Origin of the sequence: Streptomyces griseoviridis, assembly GCF_005222485.1 — a bacterium.
In the GTDB taxonomy this organism is placed as follows: domain Bacteria; phylum Actinomycetota; class Actinomycetes; order Streptomycetales; family Streptomycetaceae; genus Streptomyces; species Streptomyces hintoniae.
This window is the reverse complement of sequence record NZ_CP029078.1, coordinates 5522886-5540569: the sequence shown is the minus strand read 5'-3', so window position 1 is coordinate 5540569 and position 17684 is coordinate 5522886. Positions and strand designations below refer to the sequence as shown.

Below are 17684 nucleotides of genomic sequence, written 5' to 3'. Positions count from 1 at the left end.
CTGTTCTGTCATGGCACACCAAGCGACGCCGGTTCGACGGGCCCGGCTGGGCAGGGCGTTCGGACCGGAGCCGACGGCGGTGAGCGGGGCGGTCCTGCTGCTGCCCGGCGGCGACGAGGAGTCGTCCCGCGGACCGTCGCCGCTCGCGGCCGCCTCGGTCAGGGCGCTCGGCCGCAGGCTCGCCCGCGCGGGCCGCGCCGACGGCCTCGCGGTGCACGTCGTGCGCTACCGCGGCCGGGGCTGGAACGGCGGCCAGGCGCAGCTCGCCCAGGACGCGACCTGGGCCGCCGACGAGATCGTCAGGCGCTACGGTGACGTCCCGGTCTGCCTGGCGGGCGTCGACATGGGCGGCAGGGCCGCGCTCCGCTCGGGCGGCCACGACGCCGTCAGCTCGGTGCTGGCGATCGCCCCCTGGCTCCCCGAGGACGACATGGCGGCGCCGCCCGAACCGGTGAGGCAACTGGTGGGCCGGCGGGTGCTCATCGTGCACGGCACCAACGACCGGCGGACCGACCCCGAACTGTCGTTCCGCCTCGCGGCGCGGGCGAAGAAGGCGAACCGGGAGGTGTGCCGGTTCGAAGTGCACGCGGACGGCCACGGGTTGCACCAGTACCGGTCCGAAGTGCACGCGCTGGCGCAGGACTTCGTGATGGGAACCCTCTTCGGACGGTCCTTCGCGCGGCCGGTGGAGGACGCCCTCGCCGCACCGCCACCGCTGGGCCTGCGGATGCCGCTCGCGGCCGGTTTCGGGAAGTCACTGCGCGGGCGGTAGCGGCGCCGGGCGGGCCAGCAGATTGCCCCTGCGGGCCAGCAGGAACCTCTTGAAGGCCGCGACCGGCGGGGTGTCGGGGTGGCCGTCGAGCCAGGCGAGGCCGATCTCCCGGACCGCGCGCGGGGCCGTCACCGTCAGCTCCACCACCCCCGGGCGGGGGAAGACCGGCGGCGGCAGCAGGGCCACCCCGAGCCCCGCCGCGACCAGGCCCCGCAGGGTCTCGGCCTCCTCGCCCTCGAAGGCGACCCGCGGCCGGAACCCCGCCTCCTCGCAGACCGCGTCGGTGATCCGGCGCAGCCCGTAGCCGGGTTCCAGGGTCACGAAGGTCTCCTCGGCGGCCTCCGCGAGCCGGATCCTGCGGCGTCCCGCCAGCCGGTGGTCGGCGGGCACCACCAGCCGCAGCTTCTGCTCGTCGAGACGGCGGGCGACCAGGTCGGGGGCGTCCGGGACCGGCGAGGTCAGACAGAGGTCGAGCTCCCCCGCGCGCAGCCGCTCGAGCATCGCCTCGCCGTAGTTCTGGACCAGCGCGAAGCGGATCCGGGGATGGTCGGCGCGGAACGCCTGGAGCAGACCGGGTACCGTCTCGGCGCCCATGGTGTGCAGGAACCCGAAGGCGACCTTGCCGGTGGCCGGGTCGGCGTCGGCGCGCACCTCCTCGACCGCCCGCCCGATCTCCGCGAGGGCCCGCTCCACCGAACCGAGGAAGGTGCGCCCGGCCGGGGTGAGGGAGACCGTGCGGCCGCGCCGGGCGAACAGCTCGACACCGAGGTCGTGTTCGAGCCGCACCAGCGCCCGGGAGAGCGTGGACTGCGGGACCCGCATCCCGGCCGCGGCCCGGGTGACGTGCTCGGTCCTGGCCACCCCGGCGAAGTGCGCGAGCCGCGGCACCAGCGAGAGCACCATGTCTTCTGTGTCACTGGACGGTGACAGGTAACCCTCTGACCTCTGTTCATGCGCCATGGGAACGATTATGGCCAGTCCGTGCATTGGACGGATGAAAGGGGCCGTCCGTACCTTCGACCCATGTCTCCCGCCAGTACCGGGGCGTCCACCACCGTGGCCGCCCACGCCCCGTCCCCCGCTCCCGAACCCGCCGCCGACACCCGGCTGGCACCGGGCGGCCCCGGCTACCGCCGGATGAGCTTCGCCCTCTTCCTCGCGGGCGTCGCGACCTTCGCCCTCCTCTACTCCACCCAGGCCCTCCTGCCGCTGATCTCGGGCGAGTTCGGGGTGGCGGCGAGCGACGCGAGCTGGACGGTGGCGGCGGCGACCGGCGGACTCGCACTGTTCGTGCTGCCGATGAGCGCCCTGTCCGAGCGGTTCGGCCGCCGTACCGTGATGACGGCCTCCCTCGCGGTCGCCGTCTCCGTCGGCCTGCTGGTGCCGTTCGCGCCGTCGATCGGCGCGCTGGTGGCGCTGCGCGCGGTCCAGGGCGCGGCGCTCGCCGGGCTGCCCGCGTCGGCGACGGCGTACCTCGCCGAGGAGGTCAGGCCGCGGGCGCTGGTCACGGCGATCGGCCTCTTCGTGGCGGGCAACAGCGTCGGCGGGATGAGCGGCCGGATCATCACCGGCTGGGTGGCCCAGGAGTGGGGGTGGCGGATCGCGGTCGGCGTGATCGGTGTCCTCGCGGTCGGCTGCGCGGTCGCCTTCCGGCTGCTGCTGCCGGCGCCGGCCCACTTCACGGCGGGCTCGCTGCGCCCCCGGGTGCTGTTCGGCACGGTCCGCGACCATCTCTCCGACCCGCTGCTGCGCCGCCTGTACGCGATCGGCGCGCTGTTCATGACCGTCTTCGGCGGGGTGTACACGGTGATCGGCTACCGGCTGACCGCGCAGCCGTTCGGTCTCGCGCAGGGCGTGGTCGGTTCGATCTTCCTGGTGTACCTGGTGGGCACGGTGTCGGCGTCCACGGCCGGCCGGCTGGTGGACCGGCTGGGCCGCCGCGGCACGTTCTACCTGGCGGGCGGTACGACGACGGCGGGGCTGCTGCTGTCGCTCGCCGACTCGCTGGTGCCGGTGCTGCTCGGTCTCGTGCTGATCACCGCGGGCTTCTTCGCGGGGCACGCGGTGGCGTCGTCGGCGGTCAGCAGGACCGCGACGCACGGGCGGGCGCAGGCGTCGGCGCTCTACCAGTCGTCGTACTACATCGGCTCCAGCGTGGGCAGCACGGTCGGCGCGATGGCCTTCCACGCGGGCGGCTGGAGCGGCACCGTCGGGGTCGGGCTGCTGGCGGTGCTGGGCGTCGTGACGATCACGGTCGCGGGCACCCGCGCGGCCAGGACGGCGTCCGTCACGGAGCCGGCGACGGCCCGCTAGACGGCGGCCCGGCGGCGCGCGCGGGCCAGTGAGCGCTTGCCACAACCCCCCTCCCACCTGCCGCTTTGTCGGCTCCGGGGGCCATTGTCGGTGGCCTGCGGTAGCTTCCGAAGTGCTGGGCGCACTCGCGCGCGACAGGAAGGCCACAGGGGTGGGTGGACGATGAGCGACGGCACGGCGACGACGGACCTCGACATCAGGCTGGAGAAGCACAGGACCGAGCTGACGGGCTACTGCTACCGGATGCTCGGCTCGTCCTTCGAGGCCGAGGACGCGGTGCAGGACACCCTGGTGCGGGCCTGGCGCGCCTTCGACACCTTCGAGGGGCGCTCCAGCCTGCGGTCCTGGCTCTACCGCATCGCGACCAACGTGTGCCTGGACATGCTGACGGCGGGCAACAAGCGGGCCCGCCCGATGGACCTGTCCGCGTCGACACCGCTGGCGCAGGCCGCGCTCTCGCCCCGCCCCGACCACACCTGGCTGGAGCCGATGCCGGACGCGCGCGTGCTGCCCACCGTGGAGGACCCGGCGGAGGCGGCGGTCGCGAAGGAGTCGGTGCGGCTGGCGTTCATGGCCGCGCTCCAGCAACTGCCGCCCAAGCAGCGGGTGGTGCTGATCCTGCGGGAGGTGCTCGCGTGGCGGGCGAGTGAGGTGGCGGAGCTGCTCGACACCTCGGTCGCCTCGGTCAACAGCGCGCTCCAGCGGGCCCGTTCGACGCTCGCGGAGCGGGAGGACAAGGGCGCGGGCGCGGCCGTCTCCGATCCGCTGGACGAGGAGCAGCAGAAGCTGCTCGAACGCTATGTGGCGGCGTTCGAGGGGTACGACATGACGGCGTTGACGGCGCTGCTGCACGAGGACGCCATCATGACGATGCCGCCGTTCGACCTGTGGCTCACCGGCCACGCCGACATCGCCGGTTTCATGACGACGATCGGCGCGGCCTGCGCGGGTTCGCGGCTGCTGCCGGTCCAGGTCAACGGGGTGCCCGGGTTCGCCCAGTACAAGCCGGACCCGGAGGCGGGCGGGTTCGCGCCCTGGGCGATCCAGGTCCTGGAGATCTCAGACGGCCGGCTCACCGGGTTCCACTTCTACCTCGACACCAAGCGGTGGTTCCCGCTGTTCGGGGTGCCGCTCCACCTCGATGTCGACGGGCAGCCCGACCAGGTCGAGGAGGGCGCGTAGGGCCGGGTCGGGGCCGCGCAGCAGGATCCGCCCGCCGGCCCGGCGGGCGGCCAGCTGGAGCCGGGCCAGGGTGTCGACGGTGCCCAGGCCCGGGGCTCGGAGGGGGCCGACGTCGACCACGACCACCCGGGGTCCGCCGGGCCGCAGGGCGGCCCGCACGGCGTCGCTGAGCCCCGTCAGCTCCTCGGGGGTGACGGGGCCGCGCAGCACGAGTACCGAGGGTGTCATGGCATCCACAAGCGGTAGACCCGGCGGACGGCCGCAACTCATCGCGGGTCGCCGCGTCGGCCCCGGCCGGGTCCACCGTTCGGGATCACATTGACCCGTGGCCCTCCTCCCCACGAGGGTTGGGTGTATGCCCCATGGATCAGCTCCGCCCTGGATACCCGACCGCCCGCGACCTGCGCGGGAGGTGCCGTGCAAGGCGTGCTGACGGGGTTCGCGGTGATCGCGGTCGTGATCGGCGTCGGCTATCTCATCGGGCGGCAGGGGTACCTGGGCGAGCACGGCAGGGAGGTCCTGACGAAGCTGGCCTTCCATGTGGCCTCCCCCGCGCTGCTGTTCACGACGCTCGCGCGGGCCGACCTGTCGGTGGTGTTCTCCAGCAGGCTGCTGGTGACGGCGATGAGCACGGTGGCGGCGGCCGGCGTCTTCGTGGCGATCGGCGCGGCCCGCGGCTGGGGCGTGGGCCGCACCACGATCGGCGCCCTGTGCTCCAGTTACGTCAACTCCGGGAACCTGGGCATCCCGATCGCGGTGTACGTCCTCGGCGACGCCTCCCTGGTGGCGCCGGTCCTGCTGTTCCAACTGGTCGCGGTGACGCCGGTGGCGCTGACGATCCTCGATCTGTCGGGCCGGGGCGGCGAGGGCCCGCTCTGGCGGCGGCTGCTGACCCCGCTGACCAACCCGATCGCCATCGCGTCCCTGCTGGGGGTCGCGGTGGCGGCGTCCGGACTGCGGGTCCCCGACCCGGTGATGGACCCGCTGACCCTGATCGGCAACATGTCGGTCCCCGCGGTGCTGCTGGCGTTCGGGATCTCCCTGTGCGCCAGCACGATGCCGGGCCGGGGCGCCGACCGGCACCCGGTGTTCCTGTCGGTGGCCCTGAAGGCGGTGGGCCAGCCGCTCGCCGCGTGGGCCCTGGCGACGGGCCTGTTCGGCCTCCACGGCCACCTGCTGCTTGACGTGGTGGTCACATCGGCGCTCCCGGCGGCCCAGAACCTCTACACCTACGCGAGCCGCTACCAGGTGGGCGAGACCCTGGCCCGCGACTCGATCCTGCTGTCGACGGTGATCTCGGTCCCGGTACTGGTGGTGATCGCGACGCTGCTGGGGTGACTGGTCCCAGCATGCAGAACGGGGCCGGCGGACAGTCACCGGCCCCGCTCACCCGTATGAGGAAACCGCGGGTCAGGCGATACGTTCCCGTACCACCGGGGTCGCCGTGAACGGGGTGCCCTCGGGGGCGATGTCGAAGGTGCCCTCCGTCGACTCCAGGGCGTACGCGAAGCGTTCGGGGGTGTCGGTGTGCAGGGTCAGCAGGGGCTGGCCCGCGGTGACCGTGTCGCCCGGCTTGGCGTGGATCTCGACGCCCGCCGCCGCCTGCACCGGGTCCTCCTTGCGGGCCCGGCCCGCGCCAAGGCGCCAGGCGGCGACACCGACGCCGTACGCGTCGAGGCGGGTCAGGACACCGGACGCCGGGGCCGTGACGACGTGCCGCTCCTTCGAGGTGGGCAGGGCCGCGTCCGGGTCGCCGCCCTGGGCCGCGATCATCCGGCGCCAGACGTCCATCGCGGAACCGTCGGCCAGTGCCTTCGCCGGGTCGGCGTCGGGCAGTCCCGCCGCCGCGAGCATCTCGCGGGCCAGCGCGATCGTCAGCTCGACGACGTCGGCGGGGCCGCCGCCCGCCAGGACCTCAACCGACTCGCGGACCTCGAGGGCGTTGCCCGCGGTGAGGCCGAGCGGGGTGGACATGTCGGTGAGGAGGGCGACCGTGCGCACGCCGTGGTCGGTGCCGAGGCCGACCATCGTGGACGCCAGCTCACGGGCGTCCTCGATGGTCTTCATGAAGGCGCCGGAGCCGACCTTCACGTCCAGGACCAGCGAGCCGGTGCCCTCGGCGATCTTCTTCGACATGATGGAGGAGGCGATCAGCGGGATCGCCTCCACCGTGCCGGTGACGTCGCGCAGCGCGTACAGCTTCTTGTCGGCCGGGGCGAGGCCGTCGCCCGCCGCGCAGATCACCGCGCCGGTGGAGTCGAGGACGGACAGCATCTCCTCGTTGGAGAGCAGCGCGCGCCAGCCCGGGATCGACTCCAGCTTGTCGAGGGTGCCGCCGGTGTGGCCGAGGCCGCGCCCGGAGAGCTGCGGGACGGCCGCGCCGCACGCCGCGACGAGCGGGGCGAGCGGCAGCGTGATCTTGTCGCCGACACCGCCCGTCGAGTGCTTGTCGGCGGTCGGGCGGGTGAGCGCGGAGAAGTCCATGCGCTCGCCCGAGGCGATCATCGCCGCCGTCCAGCGGGCGATCTCCTTGCGGTTCATGCCGTTGAGCAGGATGGCCATCGCGAGCGCGGACATCTGCTCGTCGGCGACCTCCCCGCGGGTGTACGCGTCGATGACCCAGTCGATCTGCTCGTCGCTGAGTTCACCGCGGTCCCGCTTGGCGCGGATGACGGAGATGACGTCCATGGCCTTGCTTTCCTTCCGAACGTTCACGAATGTGCGCGGCCCCCGCGCCGGCCAGTCCTGCCGGTCGGTGGGGGCCGCGTGGGGAGTGGCTCAGCGCGCGGTGAGATGGCCGGGGCCGAACGCCTGGGGCAGCATCTCGGACAGCGGCAGGATGCCCTCGGGGGTCTCCAGGAGCAGGTCGGGGCCGCCGAACTCGTACAGCAGCTGGCGGCAGCGGCCGCACGGGACGAGGATCTCGCCGCGGCCGTCGACGCAGGTGAAGTGCGTCAGCCGGCCGCCGCCGGTGCGCTGCAACTCGGAGACGAGACCGCACTCGGCGCACAGGCCGATCCCGTAGGACGCGTTCTCGACGTTGCACCCGGAGACCGTGCGGCCGTCGTCGACCAGCGCGGCCACCCCGACCGGGTACCCGGAGTAGGGCGCGTACGCGTGCGCCATGGCCTCGCGGGCCGTGGCGCGCAACGCCTCCCAGTCGACGGTCACTTGCCCTGCCCTCTGCGGTACGGCATGCCGTCCGCCTTGGGCATCCGCAGGCTCTGCGCGGACAGCGAGAGCACCAGCAGGGTGACGACGTACGGGGTCGCCGTCACGACCTGCTTGGGCACGTCGTTGGTGGTGGCGTACCAGACGAACATCAGCACCGAGGTGACCAGCGTGATGACGGCGGGCGTGTACTTCTTCTTCCACACCAGGTAGGCCGCCCCGAAGACCAGCAGGATCGCCAGGAGCAGGATCAGCGCGTGCACGTTGGTGGTGCCGCCGCGCAGGTTGAGGCTGTCGGTGTAGCCGAACAGGCCCGCGCCCAGGGCGAGTCCGCCGGGCATCCAGTTGCCGAAGATCATCGCGGCGAGGCCGATGTAGCCGCGGCCGGCCGTCTGGCCGTCGAGGTAGACGTTCGAGGCGACGATCGAGAGGAACGCGCCGCCGAGTCCGGCGAAGCCGCCGGAGATGATCACGGCGATGTACTTGTACTTGTAGACGTTGACGCCGAGCGACTCGGCCGCCACCGGGTTCTCGCCGCAGGAGCGCAGCCGCAGCCCGAACGCGGTGCGCCACAGCACGTACCAGGAGATCGGGACGAGGGCGACGGCGATGACGGTGAGCGGCGACAGGTCGGTGATCAGACCGCCGACCAGGCCGGCCAGGTCGGAGACGAGGAACCAGTGCTTGCCGTTGAGGGTCGACAACGCGCTGGAGAGCCCTGGGATGTCGAAGGTGCCGAGCGACTCGATCGGCGGGGACTGCTTGGAGGAGCCCTGCGGGGCGTTCTCGAAGGTGAACTTCGACAGGTAGCGGGTCGTGCCGAGCGCCAGGATGTTGATCGCGACACCGGAGACGATGTGGTTCACGTTGAAGGTGACGGTGGCGACGGCGTGCAGCAGCGCGCCGAGCGCGCCGCCGATGATGCCGAACACGATCCCCGTCCACGGGCCCCACTGGTAGCCGGCCCAGGCGCCGAACCAGGTGCCGAGGATCATCATGCCTTCGAGGCCGATGTTGACGACGCCCGCGCGCTCGGCCCACAGGCCGCCGAGTCCGGCCAGGCCGATCGGGACGGCGAGGCGCAGCGCGGTGGACATCTGGCCGGTGGAGGTGATGCCGTCGGCGCCGGTGATCAGACGGACGGCCGAGGTGAGGACCAGGACGCCCGCGATGACCAGCAGCAGGACCGGCAGGGACATGCGGCGGCTCTTGCCGCCTGGCCGCTTCGACTGAGGCTTGGTGATGGTCGCGGTGCTCATCGGGCCGCCACCTCCTTCTTCTCGGTGTTCTGGGCGGCCGCGGCCAGCTCGATGCCGACCTGGCGCTGCTGACGGCGCAGGCCCCACTGGCGGACGGCTTCGTAGGAGATGACGACGGCGAAGACGATCAGGCCCTGCATGATCGTCGCGATCTCCTTCTCGTACGCGACCGGGGTGGCGTAGTCGAGGGCCGGGGACGCCTTGTCGAGGAAGGCGATCAGCAGGGCGGCGAAGGCGATGCCGACCGGGTTGTTGCGGCCGAGCAGGGCGATGGTGATGCCGGTGAAGCCGAGTCCGGTCGGGAAGCTCAGGCTGTAGGTGTGGGCGTCGCCGAGCAGCAGCGGCAGCCCGGAGAGGCCGGCGACCGCGCCGGAGATCAGCATGGCGGTGAGGACCATCTTCTTGGCGTCGACGCCGGAGGCCGCGGCGGCGGTCTCGGAGGCGCCGGTGGCCCGCAGGTCGAAGCCGAAGCGGGTGCGGTTGAGGACGATCCAGTAGGCGATGCCGAGCAGCACGGCGAGGAAGACCAGGCCGTAGATCTCGCCGACGTCGGCGCCGAGGTCGATGCCGGGGACCCAGCCGGAGTCCTTCATGGTGCCGGTGGTCATGTTGTTGCCGACCTGCACGCCCCACACGTCGCGGAGGGTGAGGTAGCCGATGACGCTGGTGGCGATGGCGTTCAGCATGATCGTGGCGACGACCTCGCTGACCCCTCGGGTGACCTTGAGGACACCGGCGATGCCGGCCCAGAAGGCGCCGGTGAGCGCGCCGACCAGCAGCAGCATCGGGATCTGCAGCACGGACGGCAGCGCGACGTGCGCGCCGACCACGGCCGTCATCATCGCGGCGAGCCGGTACTGGCCGTCGACGCCGATGTTGAACAGGTTCATCCGGAAGCCGACCGCCACCGCGAGCGCCGCGATGTAGTACATCGACGCCTGGTTGAGGATCAGCACCTGGACGTCGGAGAACGACGCCTGCTCCAGCATCAGCCGGTAGGGCTCGAACGGGTTCTTGCCGGAGGCGAGCAGCACCACCGACGTCAGCAGGATCGCCGCGACGAGCGCGATGACCGGGCCGGCCACCGCGAGGAGCGCGCGCTCCTTGTCGAACTTCTTCATCGGGCCTCGTCCTCCGGACCGGCGGCTTCCGCGGTGTCGTCAGTGGGATCGGTCGTCTCAGCGGATTCAGCGGACTCCGCGTGCTCCAGGTGGCCGGTTGCGGCACCCGTCATGGCGGAGCCCAGCTCCTCGGGGGTGATGGTCGCCGGGTCGGCGTCCGCCACCAGGCTGCCGTTGTAGATCACCCGCAGGGTGTCCGACAGGCCGATCAGCTCGTCGAGGTCGGCGGAGATCAGCAGCACCGCGAGTCCCTGGCGGCGGGCCTCCCTGATGCGGTCCCAGATCTGCGCCTGGGCGCCGACGTCCACACCCCGGGTGGGGTGGGCGGCGATCAGGAACTTGGGCTCGTGGCTCATCTCGCGGCCGACGATCAGCTTCTGCTGGTTGCCGCCGGAGAGCGAGGCCGCGGTGACGTCGATGCCTGGGGTGCGGACGTCGTACTCCTCGACGATCCTGCGGGTGTCGGCCTGGGCGGCCTTCGGGGTGAGCCAGAAGCCCTTGGCGTTGGGCGTCTCGGTGACATGGCCGAGGATGCGGTTCTCCCACAGCGGCGCCTCAAGGAGCAGTCCCTGGCGGTGCCGGTCCTCGGGGATGTAGCCGACGCCGCCCACCCGGCGCTTGCGGGTGGTCCAGCCGGTGATGTCCTCGCCGAGGAAGGCGATGGCCCCGGAGTCGGCGTTCTTGGTGCCGATGAGCGCGTCGATCAGCTCGGTCTGGCCGTTGCCCTCGACGCCGGCGATGCCCATGACCTCACCGGCGTGGATGGTGAAGGTGACGCCGTCGAGGACCTTCTTGACGTCGCCGCCCTCGGTGGCCAGGCCGATCCCGCCGGACGGTTCGGAGTCGACGCCGAGGGAGGCGCCGCCGCTGGCGTAGACGGTGAGGTCGCGGACCTCGACGACCGGGCGGTCGGTGACCGTGGACTCGGCGGTCTCCGGGGTGGGCAGTTCGCTGCCGACCATCATCTCGGCGAGCTGGCGCGGGGTGGTCTCGGCGGGTACCGCGGTGCCGACGGTGGTGCCGCGCCGGATGACGGTGATGTCGTCGGCGACCGAGAGGACCTCGCCGAGCTTGTGCGAGATGAAGATGACGGAGAGGCCCTCGGCCTTGAGTTCGCGCAGGTTGTCGAAGAGTGCGTCGACCTCCTGCGGGACCAGGACGGCGGTGGGCTCGTCGAGGATGAGGGTGGTGGCGCCGCGGAAGAGGACCTTGAGGATCTCCACGCGCTGGCGGTCGGCGACGCCGAGGTCCTCGACCAGCACGTCGGGGCGCACGCCCAGGCCGTAGCGGTCGGAGATCTCCTTGATCTTCCTGCGCGCGTTGCCGCCGATGCCGTACAGCTTCTCGCTGCCCAGGACGACGTTCTCCAGGACGGTCAGGTTGTCGGCCAGCATGAAGTGCTGGTGGACCATGCCGATGCCGCGCGCGATGGCGTCGGCGGGGCTGGCGAAGGTGACCTGGACGCCGTCGACCGCGATGGTGCCCTCGTCCGGCTTCTGCATGCCGTAGAGGATCTTCATCAGGGTCGACTTGCCGGCGCCGTTCTCACCGACGAGCGCGTGGACCGTGCCTTTTCGGACGGTGAGGTGGATGTCGTGGTTGGCGACGACACCGGGAAACCTCTTGGTGATCCCCGCCAGCTCGACCGCGATCGTCGTCCGATCGTCGAGCGGAGGGCTGCTGGTCGCGTCGATGGCGCACTCTCCTCGGGAAAGGGGCCATCTACGCGCGTAGCGCCCCTGCTTTAAATAGTGCCCGGACCTGATCGATCTTGATCTTTCATCGATCCGTTCCGAGCATTCTGCCGCGCGAACGGGGCGCGAGGAATCATCGTCCCCACACCCCGTTCCGCGGCCGTAACGCTGCCATTACAGCGTCTTTCCGGCCATGGGCCCATGGGCCCGGCACCAACAGCAGGTCAGGAGGACTTGACCTTGATGCTGCCGTCCTTGATGCCCGCCTCGGCCTTCTTGACCGCGGCCTGGATGTCGGCGTTCGTCTTGAAGGCCGGGTTGGACTCCGACAGGCTCACGCCGCCGTTCTCCAGGCTGCCGCGGACCTCGCCGGTCTCGGGCTTGCCGTCGTGCACCGACTTGGCCAGCTCGAAGACCGCGCCCTGCACGTTCTTCATGGCCGAGGTGAGGATCGAGTCCTTGTACTTCGCCAGCGCGTCCTGCTTGTACTGGTCGGAGTCGACGCCGATCGCCCAGATCTTGTGCGCGGCGGCGGCCTTGATGACGCCCTGGCCGGAGAGGCCGGCGGCGGCGTAGACGACGTCCGCGCCCGCGTCGATCTGGCCCTCGGCGGCGCTCTCGCCCTTGTCGGGGCTGGAGAAGCCACCCTCGGCGGCCGTCTCGGTCAGGTACTGCGACTTGACCGTGACGCTCTTCTTGGTGTCCTGGACGCCCTGCTTGAAGCCCGCCTCGAACTTGTGGATCAGCGGCACGTCCACACCGCCGATGAAGCCGACCGTGTTGGTCTTGGTGGCCTTGGCGGCGGCGACGCCGGCCAGGTAGGACGCCTGCTCCTCGTGGAAGACCAGGTCGGCCACGTTGTCGGCCTTGATGGTGTCGTCGTCCACGATGCCGAAGGTGACCTTCGGGTGCTTGGCGGCGACCTCCTTGACGGCCGGCGCGTACGCGAAGCCGACGCCGATGATCGGGTTGTAGCCCGACTTGGCGAGCTGCTCGAGGCGCTGCACCTTGTCCGCGTCGGACTCGCCGTCCTGCGGCTCGACCGCGGTGGACTTGTAGCCGAACTCCTTGTCGGCCTGGTCGAGACCGGCCGTGGCAGCGTCGTTGAAGGACTGGTCGCCCTTGCCGCCGACGTCGTAGGCGAGGGCCAGGCCCTTGGCGCCACCGGAGGAGGAAGAGGAGGAAGATGAGCTGGTCGAGCTGGATCCGCAGGCGGAAACAGTGACGGCAAGAGCCGCAGTTGCAACGCCTGCAACCGCGATACGGGACACCCGGCGCATGGAACGAGACTCCTTTGTGCAAGCGCCCAAACCAGGCGCTGGTTCCGCCGCAGCGTAACGCGCGTAGACCAGACGGAAAACCCCTTCTGTCCGGTCCGTTACCGAGCTGTGGCCACAGTTTTGGGGGCTGATGACGGACAGCGGCGCGCCCCTTGCGGGACGCAAGGGGCGCACGCGATCACCGGGTGACCCGGACGGGCTCGGGGGGTGCGGAACCGGTCACTCCGTTTTGACGGTGACCTTACCGTCGATGATGTCCTGCTTGGCCTTGTCGACGGCCGCCACCACTGCCGTCATGGCCTGGTACTTCGGGTTGGTGTCGGCGAATCCGACGCCGCCCGACGCGAGGTCGCCGCGCACCTCGCCGCTCAGCGGCTTGCCGTCCACGACGGACTTGGCCAGCTCGTAGACCGCGCCGCCGACGTTCTTCAGCGCCGAGCCGAGGATGTACTCCTTGTACTTGGCGAGCGAGGACTGCGCGTACTGGTCGGAGTCCACTCCGATGGCCCACATCTTGTGCTCGGCCGCCGACTGGATCACGCCCTGCCCGGAGAGGCCGGCCGCGTGGTAGAGCACGTCGGCGCCGGCCTCGATCTGGCCGTTGGCCGCGTCCTTGCCCTTGTCGGGGCTGGAGAAGCCGCCCTCCTGGGCGGTCTGGGTCAGATACTGCGACTCGATCTTGATCTTCGGGTTGACCGACTTGGCGCCCTGGTCGAACCCGGCCTCGAACTTGTGGATCAGCGGGATGTCGACGCCGCCGATGAAGCCGATGTGGTTCTTCTTGGTCGCCTTGGCGGCGGCGACCCCGGCCAGGTACGAGGCCTGCTCCTCGTGGAAGACCATGTCGGCGACGTTCTTCGCCTGGACGGTGCTGTCGTCGATGATGCCGAAGGTGATCTTCGGGTACTTGGCGGCGACCTCCTTGACCGCCGGCCCGTAGACATAGCCGACGCCGATGATCGGGTTGTAGCCCGACTTGGCGAGCTGTTCGAGGCGCTGCACCTTGTCCGCGTCGGTCTCGTTGTCGCTGGGCTCGACGTCCCGGCCGCTGATCTTGAACTCCTTCTCGGCCTTCTGGAAGCCCGCGTAGGCGGCGTCGTTGAACGACTGGTCGCCCTTGCCGCCGATGTCGTAGGCGAGCCCGATGCCCTTGCCCGAGTACTTTCCGGAGTCCTCGTCACCGCTGGAGGTGTCGGTGCTGGACTTGCCGCAGCCGGCGGCGGCGAGCACGACGACCGCGACGGCGACCGCGGCCCGGGAGAACGTTCTCCTCCGAGATATCTGACGCACAGCAAGCACCCCTTCGTCCCCACGGCACCGTCGCCGGCCCGCTTCCCCTTGTGCCGCCTTCGGTGGCGATTGCGGCGCACAGTAACGCGCGTAGAAGGGGAGGGGAACGGTGTTCCTCGCGGCCGTTATCGAACCGTGCCGACAGCCGGTTACGTTTGCGCGCCGCCGGTTACACCCGGGTGACACAAGGGGACGAAGGGGCACCGACCGGGCATGGTGTCGCCCCTCCGTCCCGTCCGGTTCAGGAGGCGGCCGAGGCGGTGGCGTCGTCGGCCGCGTCGAGCAGCGCGGTGGCCGTGAACAGCTCCACGCCGACGGTGATCGCGTACTCGTCGGCGTCGAAGTCGCCCTGGTGCAGGTCGCGGGCGGTGCGCTCGCCCGGGGCGCGGACGCCGAGCCTGGCCATCGCGCCGGGCACGTGCTCCAGGTACCAGGAGAAGTCCTCGCCGCCCAGGCTCTGCTCGGTGCCCTCGACGGAGTCGGGGCCGCGCCTGGCCACCATCGCGTCGTGCAGCAGGTCGGTGACGTCCGCGTCGTTGACGACCGGCGGGACGCCCCGCACATAGGTGATCTCCGACTTGGCCCGGTGCAGGTTGGCCACCTCGTCGATCGCGGCGACCACCAGGTCGGGCGCCTGCCGCCAGGACGGCAGGTCGAGGCAGCGGACGGTGCCGGACAGCTCGGCGTGCTGCGGGATCACGTTCGGGGCGTGGCCCGACTCGATCCGGCCCCAGGTGACCGCGAGGCCGCTGCGGCTGTCGATCCGCCGGGCGACCAGGGCGGGCACGTCGGTGACCACCCGGGCGACGGCGGTGACCAGGTCGGTGGTGAGGTGCGGGCGGGCGGTGTGGCCGCCGGGGCCGTCGAGGGCGACCTCCAGGCGGTCGCAGGCCGAGGTGATCGCGCCGTGCCGCAGACCGATCCGGCCCGCCTCCACCTTGGGGTCGCAGTGCACCGCGATGATCCGGCCGACCCCGTCGAGCACCCCGCACTCGATGGCGTCGGCCGCGCCGCCCGGCAGCACCTCCTCGGCGGGCTGGAACAGCAGCCGCACCGGGCGCGGCAGCCGGCCCTCGCGGTGCAGTTCGGCCAGCACCAGTCCGGCGCCGAGGACGACGGTGGTGTGCACGTCGTGGCCGCAGGCGTGGGCCCGGCCCGGCACGGTGGAGCGGTACGCGCAGTCACTCTTCGTGTCCGGGATGGGCAGGGCGTCGATGTCGGCGCGCAGCGCCAGCATGGGCCGGCCGCCGTCCCACTCCCCGATGTCACAGATGAGCCCGGTGCCGAGCGGGAGCACCCGCGGCTTCAGGCCGGCCTCCTCCAGGCGGTCCTTGATCGCCGCGGTGGTGCGGAACTCCTGGTTGCCGAGTTCCGGGTGCATGTGGAGGTCCCGGCGGAACGCGACGAGTTCGGCACGCAGCACGTCGGAGAGCGTGCCGGGAAGCGTGGCTTCCGCGGAAGGAGCGGCCTCGGTCTCTGGTGACATCAGTTGCTTCACCCTCTGAAGGGTAGGACGCGGAGGGGGTCAACTGCCCCACGATCAACAAAACTTCAGCCCGTCAGGCGAAGAAAAGCCGGCCGTCCCGCGCATAGCCGTCGATGGAGATGGGTAAACTCGCCGATTTCCGTCGAGTGGATCATGAGAACGACGGAGAGTGACACTCTCCACGGATATCACGGTCCGCTCGGCCCCGGGCGGAGTGTTCATCTGTCGGGATCAACCGGCGGAGCGCACCGCGCCCGGATACCGGAATCATTGCCTCCGCGTGACGTTCACGCCACACGGAGCGAGCCGGGCGCCGCGGCCGCTAGGGTGCGGGGCCGTGAGCGCCGACACCCCGGGGGACCCGGACTTCATCGACAGGACCCGGCACGCCTACGACGCGATGGCGGAGGAGTACGCGGCACGCTTCCCCGACGACGCGATGGACGACCTGCCGGTGGACCGCGCCCTGCTGCACGCCTTCGTGGAGCTGGTGCGGGCGGCGGGCCCCGCCCCGGTGGCCGACGTGGGCAGCGGCCCCGGCCACCTCACCGCCCGGCTCGACGCGCTCGGGGTGCCGGTCTTCGGCGTCGACCTGTCGCCCCGCACGGTGGCGCTGGCCCGCCGCACCCATCCGGGGCTGCGCTTCCACGTCGGCTCGATGACCGCCCTCGACCTGCCGGACGCCACGGTCGGCGGGATCGTGGCGCTCTACTCGCTGATCCACATCCCGGACGGCCGGCTGACCGCCGTCCTCGCCGAGTTCCACCGGGTGCTGGTGCCGGGCGGGCAGGTGCTGCTGGGGTTCCAGAGCGGCTCCGCCGACGGGACGACCGAGCGGCTGCACCTCGCGGAGCGGTTCGGCCACCCGATGGACCTCGACTACCACTTCCGCGCCCCGGAGACCGTCGTCGGGCATCTGACGAAGGCCGGGCTGCGGCTGTCCGCGCGGGTGGTGCGGGAGGCCCTGGACGGCGAGAGCCGCCCGCGCGCCTATCTGCTGGCGCACAAGGCGGTCTGACCTCCCGGGGGGCGCGTCAGACGGCGCTGACCGCCTGGAGCCGGTGGACGTCCCTGGCGGTGCCCGTGACGCCGGACAGGAAGCCCTGGGCGCGCGGGGAGGCGTGCTGGGTCAGCCACGCCGGGTCGATGTCGCAGACCGCGACCCGCACCTCGGTGCCCGCCAGGGCCAGCGGCAGGGTGTGCACGACGGTGGAGGGGAAGCTGAGGACGGTGCGCCCGATCGGGCCGCGGCGGGCGATCAGTTCGAGCGGCAGGTCGGGGCGGACGATCTCCAGTCCCGTCTCCACGGCCAGCCGGTGCAGCTTCTCGGTGCTCTCCCTGCGGTGCGCGAAGTAGCGGGTGACGCCGTGCGCCTTGGCCAGCGTGCGCACCGCCTCCAGATAGTGCTCGCCGTCCACCACACCGGTCTCCACCAGGGAGGTGCCGACCAGGTCCGCGCCCTTGGTGATGCGCGGCGGGCCGAACCTGGCGCGGGTCCAGGCGAAGTCGTTGGCGTCGACGGTCACGCCGGCGGGCCTGTCGGTCACCGGCATCGACGAGAACACCGTCACCCGCCGCTTCCCGCTCGGCGTGAGACGGCGCCGCGCCACCGACGACACCGGCGCGAAGACCAGGTCGCGCGGGCCCGGCCGGCCGCCCTTGCGGTGCCAGCGCACCAGCCGCTCGCCGCGGGCCAGCTGGGCGACGAACTCCATGGTCGCGGTGCCGTCGTCGACGACGACGAGATCGCGGGCGCTGGTGATGGTCAGCAGCAGCTGCACGTACCGGGAGAACGGGTCGCCCAGGACGATCCGGGAGGCCCGCCTGAGCAGGCCGGTCAGGCCGCCGATGGTCTGGAACGGCGCCGCCGGACCGCCCCTGGCCTCCTCCCAGCGCACCTGGTGGCCCTCCTCGCGGGCCAGCTCCGCCATCCGGCGCAGCTGGCCGCGGGTCATCGGGTCGATCGGGGACAGCACGACGAGGGTGAGCTCCGCGCCGGGCGCGTGGGCGTGCGCCCACTCCAGCACGTTGAGGAGCTGCACCGGGCTCTCGACGAAGGCGAGAGTGGGGTGGCCGGCCGATCCGGCGCGAAGACTCATCGACGTGGAACCGTCCG

15 protein-coding genes and 1 pseudogene are annotated in these 17684 nt (G+C 71.6%); 5 read left to right on the top strand and 11 right to left on the bottom strand.

Going from position 1 to position 17684, the window contains the following annotated elements; translation table 11 throughout:
• Positions 1–10: 10 nt before the first annotated feature.
• Complete coding sequence (locus DDJ31_RS24045; protein WP_127178300.1) at positions 11–772, top strand: alpha/beta hydrolase; 762 nt, start codon at positions 11–13, stop codon at positions 770–772.
• On the opposite strand, the gene DDJ31_RS24040 is transcribed toward DDJ31_RS24045, so the two are convergent.
• Positions 755–1732, bottom strand: a complete 978-nt coding sequence (locus DDJ31_RS24040) for a LysR family transcriptional regulator (protein ID WP_127178301.1) — start codon at positions 1730–1732, stop codon at positions 755–757. The two genes, DDJ31_RS24045 and DDJ31_RS24040, sit on opposite strands and share 18 nt — an antisense overlap.
• A gap of 63 nt (positions 1733–1795) precedes the next feature.
• Between DDJ31_RS24040 and DDJ31_RS24035 the strand changes: the two genes are divergently transcribed.
• A complete protein-coding gene (locus DDJ31_RS24035; protein ID WP_127178302.1) occupies positions 1796–3085 on the top strand; it encodes an MFS transporter in 1290 nt (429 codons plus the stop codon).
• A 162-nt stretch (positions 3086–3247) separates the two neighbouring features.
• Entirely contained in the window at positions 3248–4267 is a 1020-nt protein-coding gene (locus DDJ31_RS24030) for a sigma-70 family RNA polymerase sigma factor (RefSeq protein ID WP_127178303.1), read from the top strand.
• Positions 4268–4297: 30 nt separating this feature from the next.
• Here the strand turns inward: DDJ31_RS24030 and DDJ31_RS39305 are convergent.
• Positions 4298–4495, bottom strand: a pseudogene (locus DDJ31_RS39305) (STAS domain-containing protein); the annotation flags it as partial.
• Between the two features lie 189 nt (positions 4496–4684).
• On the opposite strand from DDJ31_RS39305, the gene DDJ31_RS24020 reads away from it, so the two are divergent.
• Positions 4685–5605, top strand: a complete 921-nt coding sequence (locus tag DDJ31_RS24020) for an AEC family transporter (protein ID WP_127178304.1) — start codon at positions 4685–4687, stop codon at positions 5603–5605.
• A 72-nt stretch (positions 5606–5677) separates the two neighbouring features.
• On the opposite strand, the gene DDJ31_RS24015 is transcribed toward DDJ31_RS24020, so the two are convergent.
• From DDJ31_RS24015 to DDJ31_RS23980, 8 genes are all read right to left on the bottom strand, one after another.
• A complete protein-coding gene (locus DDJ31_RS24015; RefSeq protein WP_127178305.1) occupies positions 5678–6955 on the bottom strand; it encodes a thymidine phosphorylase in 1278 nt (425 codons plus the stop codon).
• Positions 6956–7045: 90 nt separating this feature from the next.
• Positions 7046–7438, bottom strand: coding sequence for a cytidine deaminase (locus tag DDJ31_RS24010; RefSeq protein ID WP_127178306.1), 393 nt, complete (start codon positions 7436–7438; stop codon positions 7046–7048).
• Positions 7435–8697 carry an ABC transporter permease gene (locus DDJ31_RS24005; protein WP_127178307.1) on the bottom strand — a complete coding sequence of 421 codons (1263 nt, stop codon included), beginning with the start codon at positions 8695–8697 and terminating at the stop codon, positions 7435–7437. Before DDJ31_RS24005 ends, DDJ31_RS24010 begins: the two co-directional genes overlap by 4 nt.
• Entirely contained in the window at positions 8694–9818 is a 1125-nt protein-coding gene (locus tag DDJ31_RS24000) for an ABC transporter permease (protein WP_127178308.1), read from the bottom strand. Before DDJ31_RS24000 ends, DDJ31_RS24005 begins: the two co-directional genes overlap by 4 nt.
• Positions 9815–11512, bottom strand: coding sequence for an ABC transporter ATP-binding protein (locus DDJ31_RS23995; RefSeq protein WP_127178309.1), 1698 nt, complete (start codon positions 11510–11512; stop codon positions 9815–9817). Before DDJ31_RS23995 ends, DDJ31_RS24000 begins: the two co-directional genes overlap by 4 nt.
• Positions 11513–11736: 224 nt before the next feature.
• On the bottom strand, positions 11737–12792 hold the full coding sequence (locus DDJ31_RS23990; protein ID WP_127178310.1) for a BMP family lipoprotein: 1056 nt from the start codon (positions 12790–12792) through the stop codon (positions 11737–11739).
• A gap of 219 nt (positions 12793–13011) precedes the next feature.
• Positions 13012–14082, bottom strand: a complete 1071-nt coding sequence (locus tag DDJ31_RS23985; RefSeq protein ID WP_127178311.1) for a BMP family lipoprotein — start codon at positions 14080–14082, stop codon at positions 13012–13014.
• 241 nt (positions 14083–14323) lie between these two features.
• Positions 14324–15568, bottom strand: coding sequence for a M20 family metallopeptidase (locus DDJ31_RS23980; RefSeq protein ID WP_127178312.1), 1245 nt, complete (start codon positions 15566–15568; stop codon positions 14324–14326).
• 337 nt (positions 15569–15905) lie between these two features.
• On the opposite strand from DDJ31_RS23980, the gene DDJ31_RS23975 reads away from it, so the two are divergent.
• Positions 15906–16586, top strand: a complete 681-nt coding sequence (locus tag DDJ31_RS23975; RefSeq protein ID WP_240678097.1) for a class I SAM-dependent DNA methyltransferase — start codon at positions 15906–15908, stop codon at positions 16584–16586.
• Between the two features lie 16 nt (positions 16587–16602).
• Here DDJ31_RS23975 and DDJ31_RS23970 read toward each other — a convergent pair whose 3' ends face one another.
• Positions 16603–17667, bottom strand: coding sequence for a hypothetical protein (locus DDJ31_RS23970; RefSeq protein WP_127178313.1), 1065 nt, complete (start codon positions 17665–17667; stop codon positions 16603–16605).
• Positions 17668–17684 lie beyond the last annotated feature (17 nt).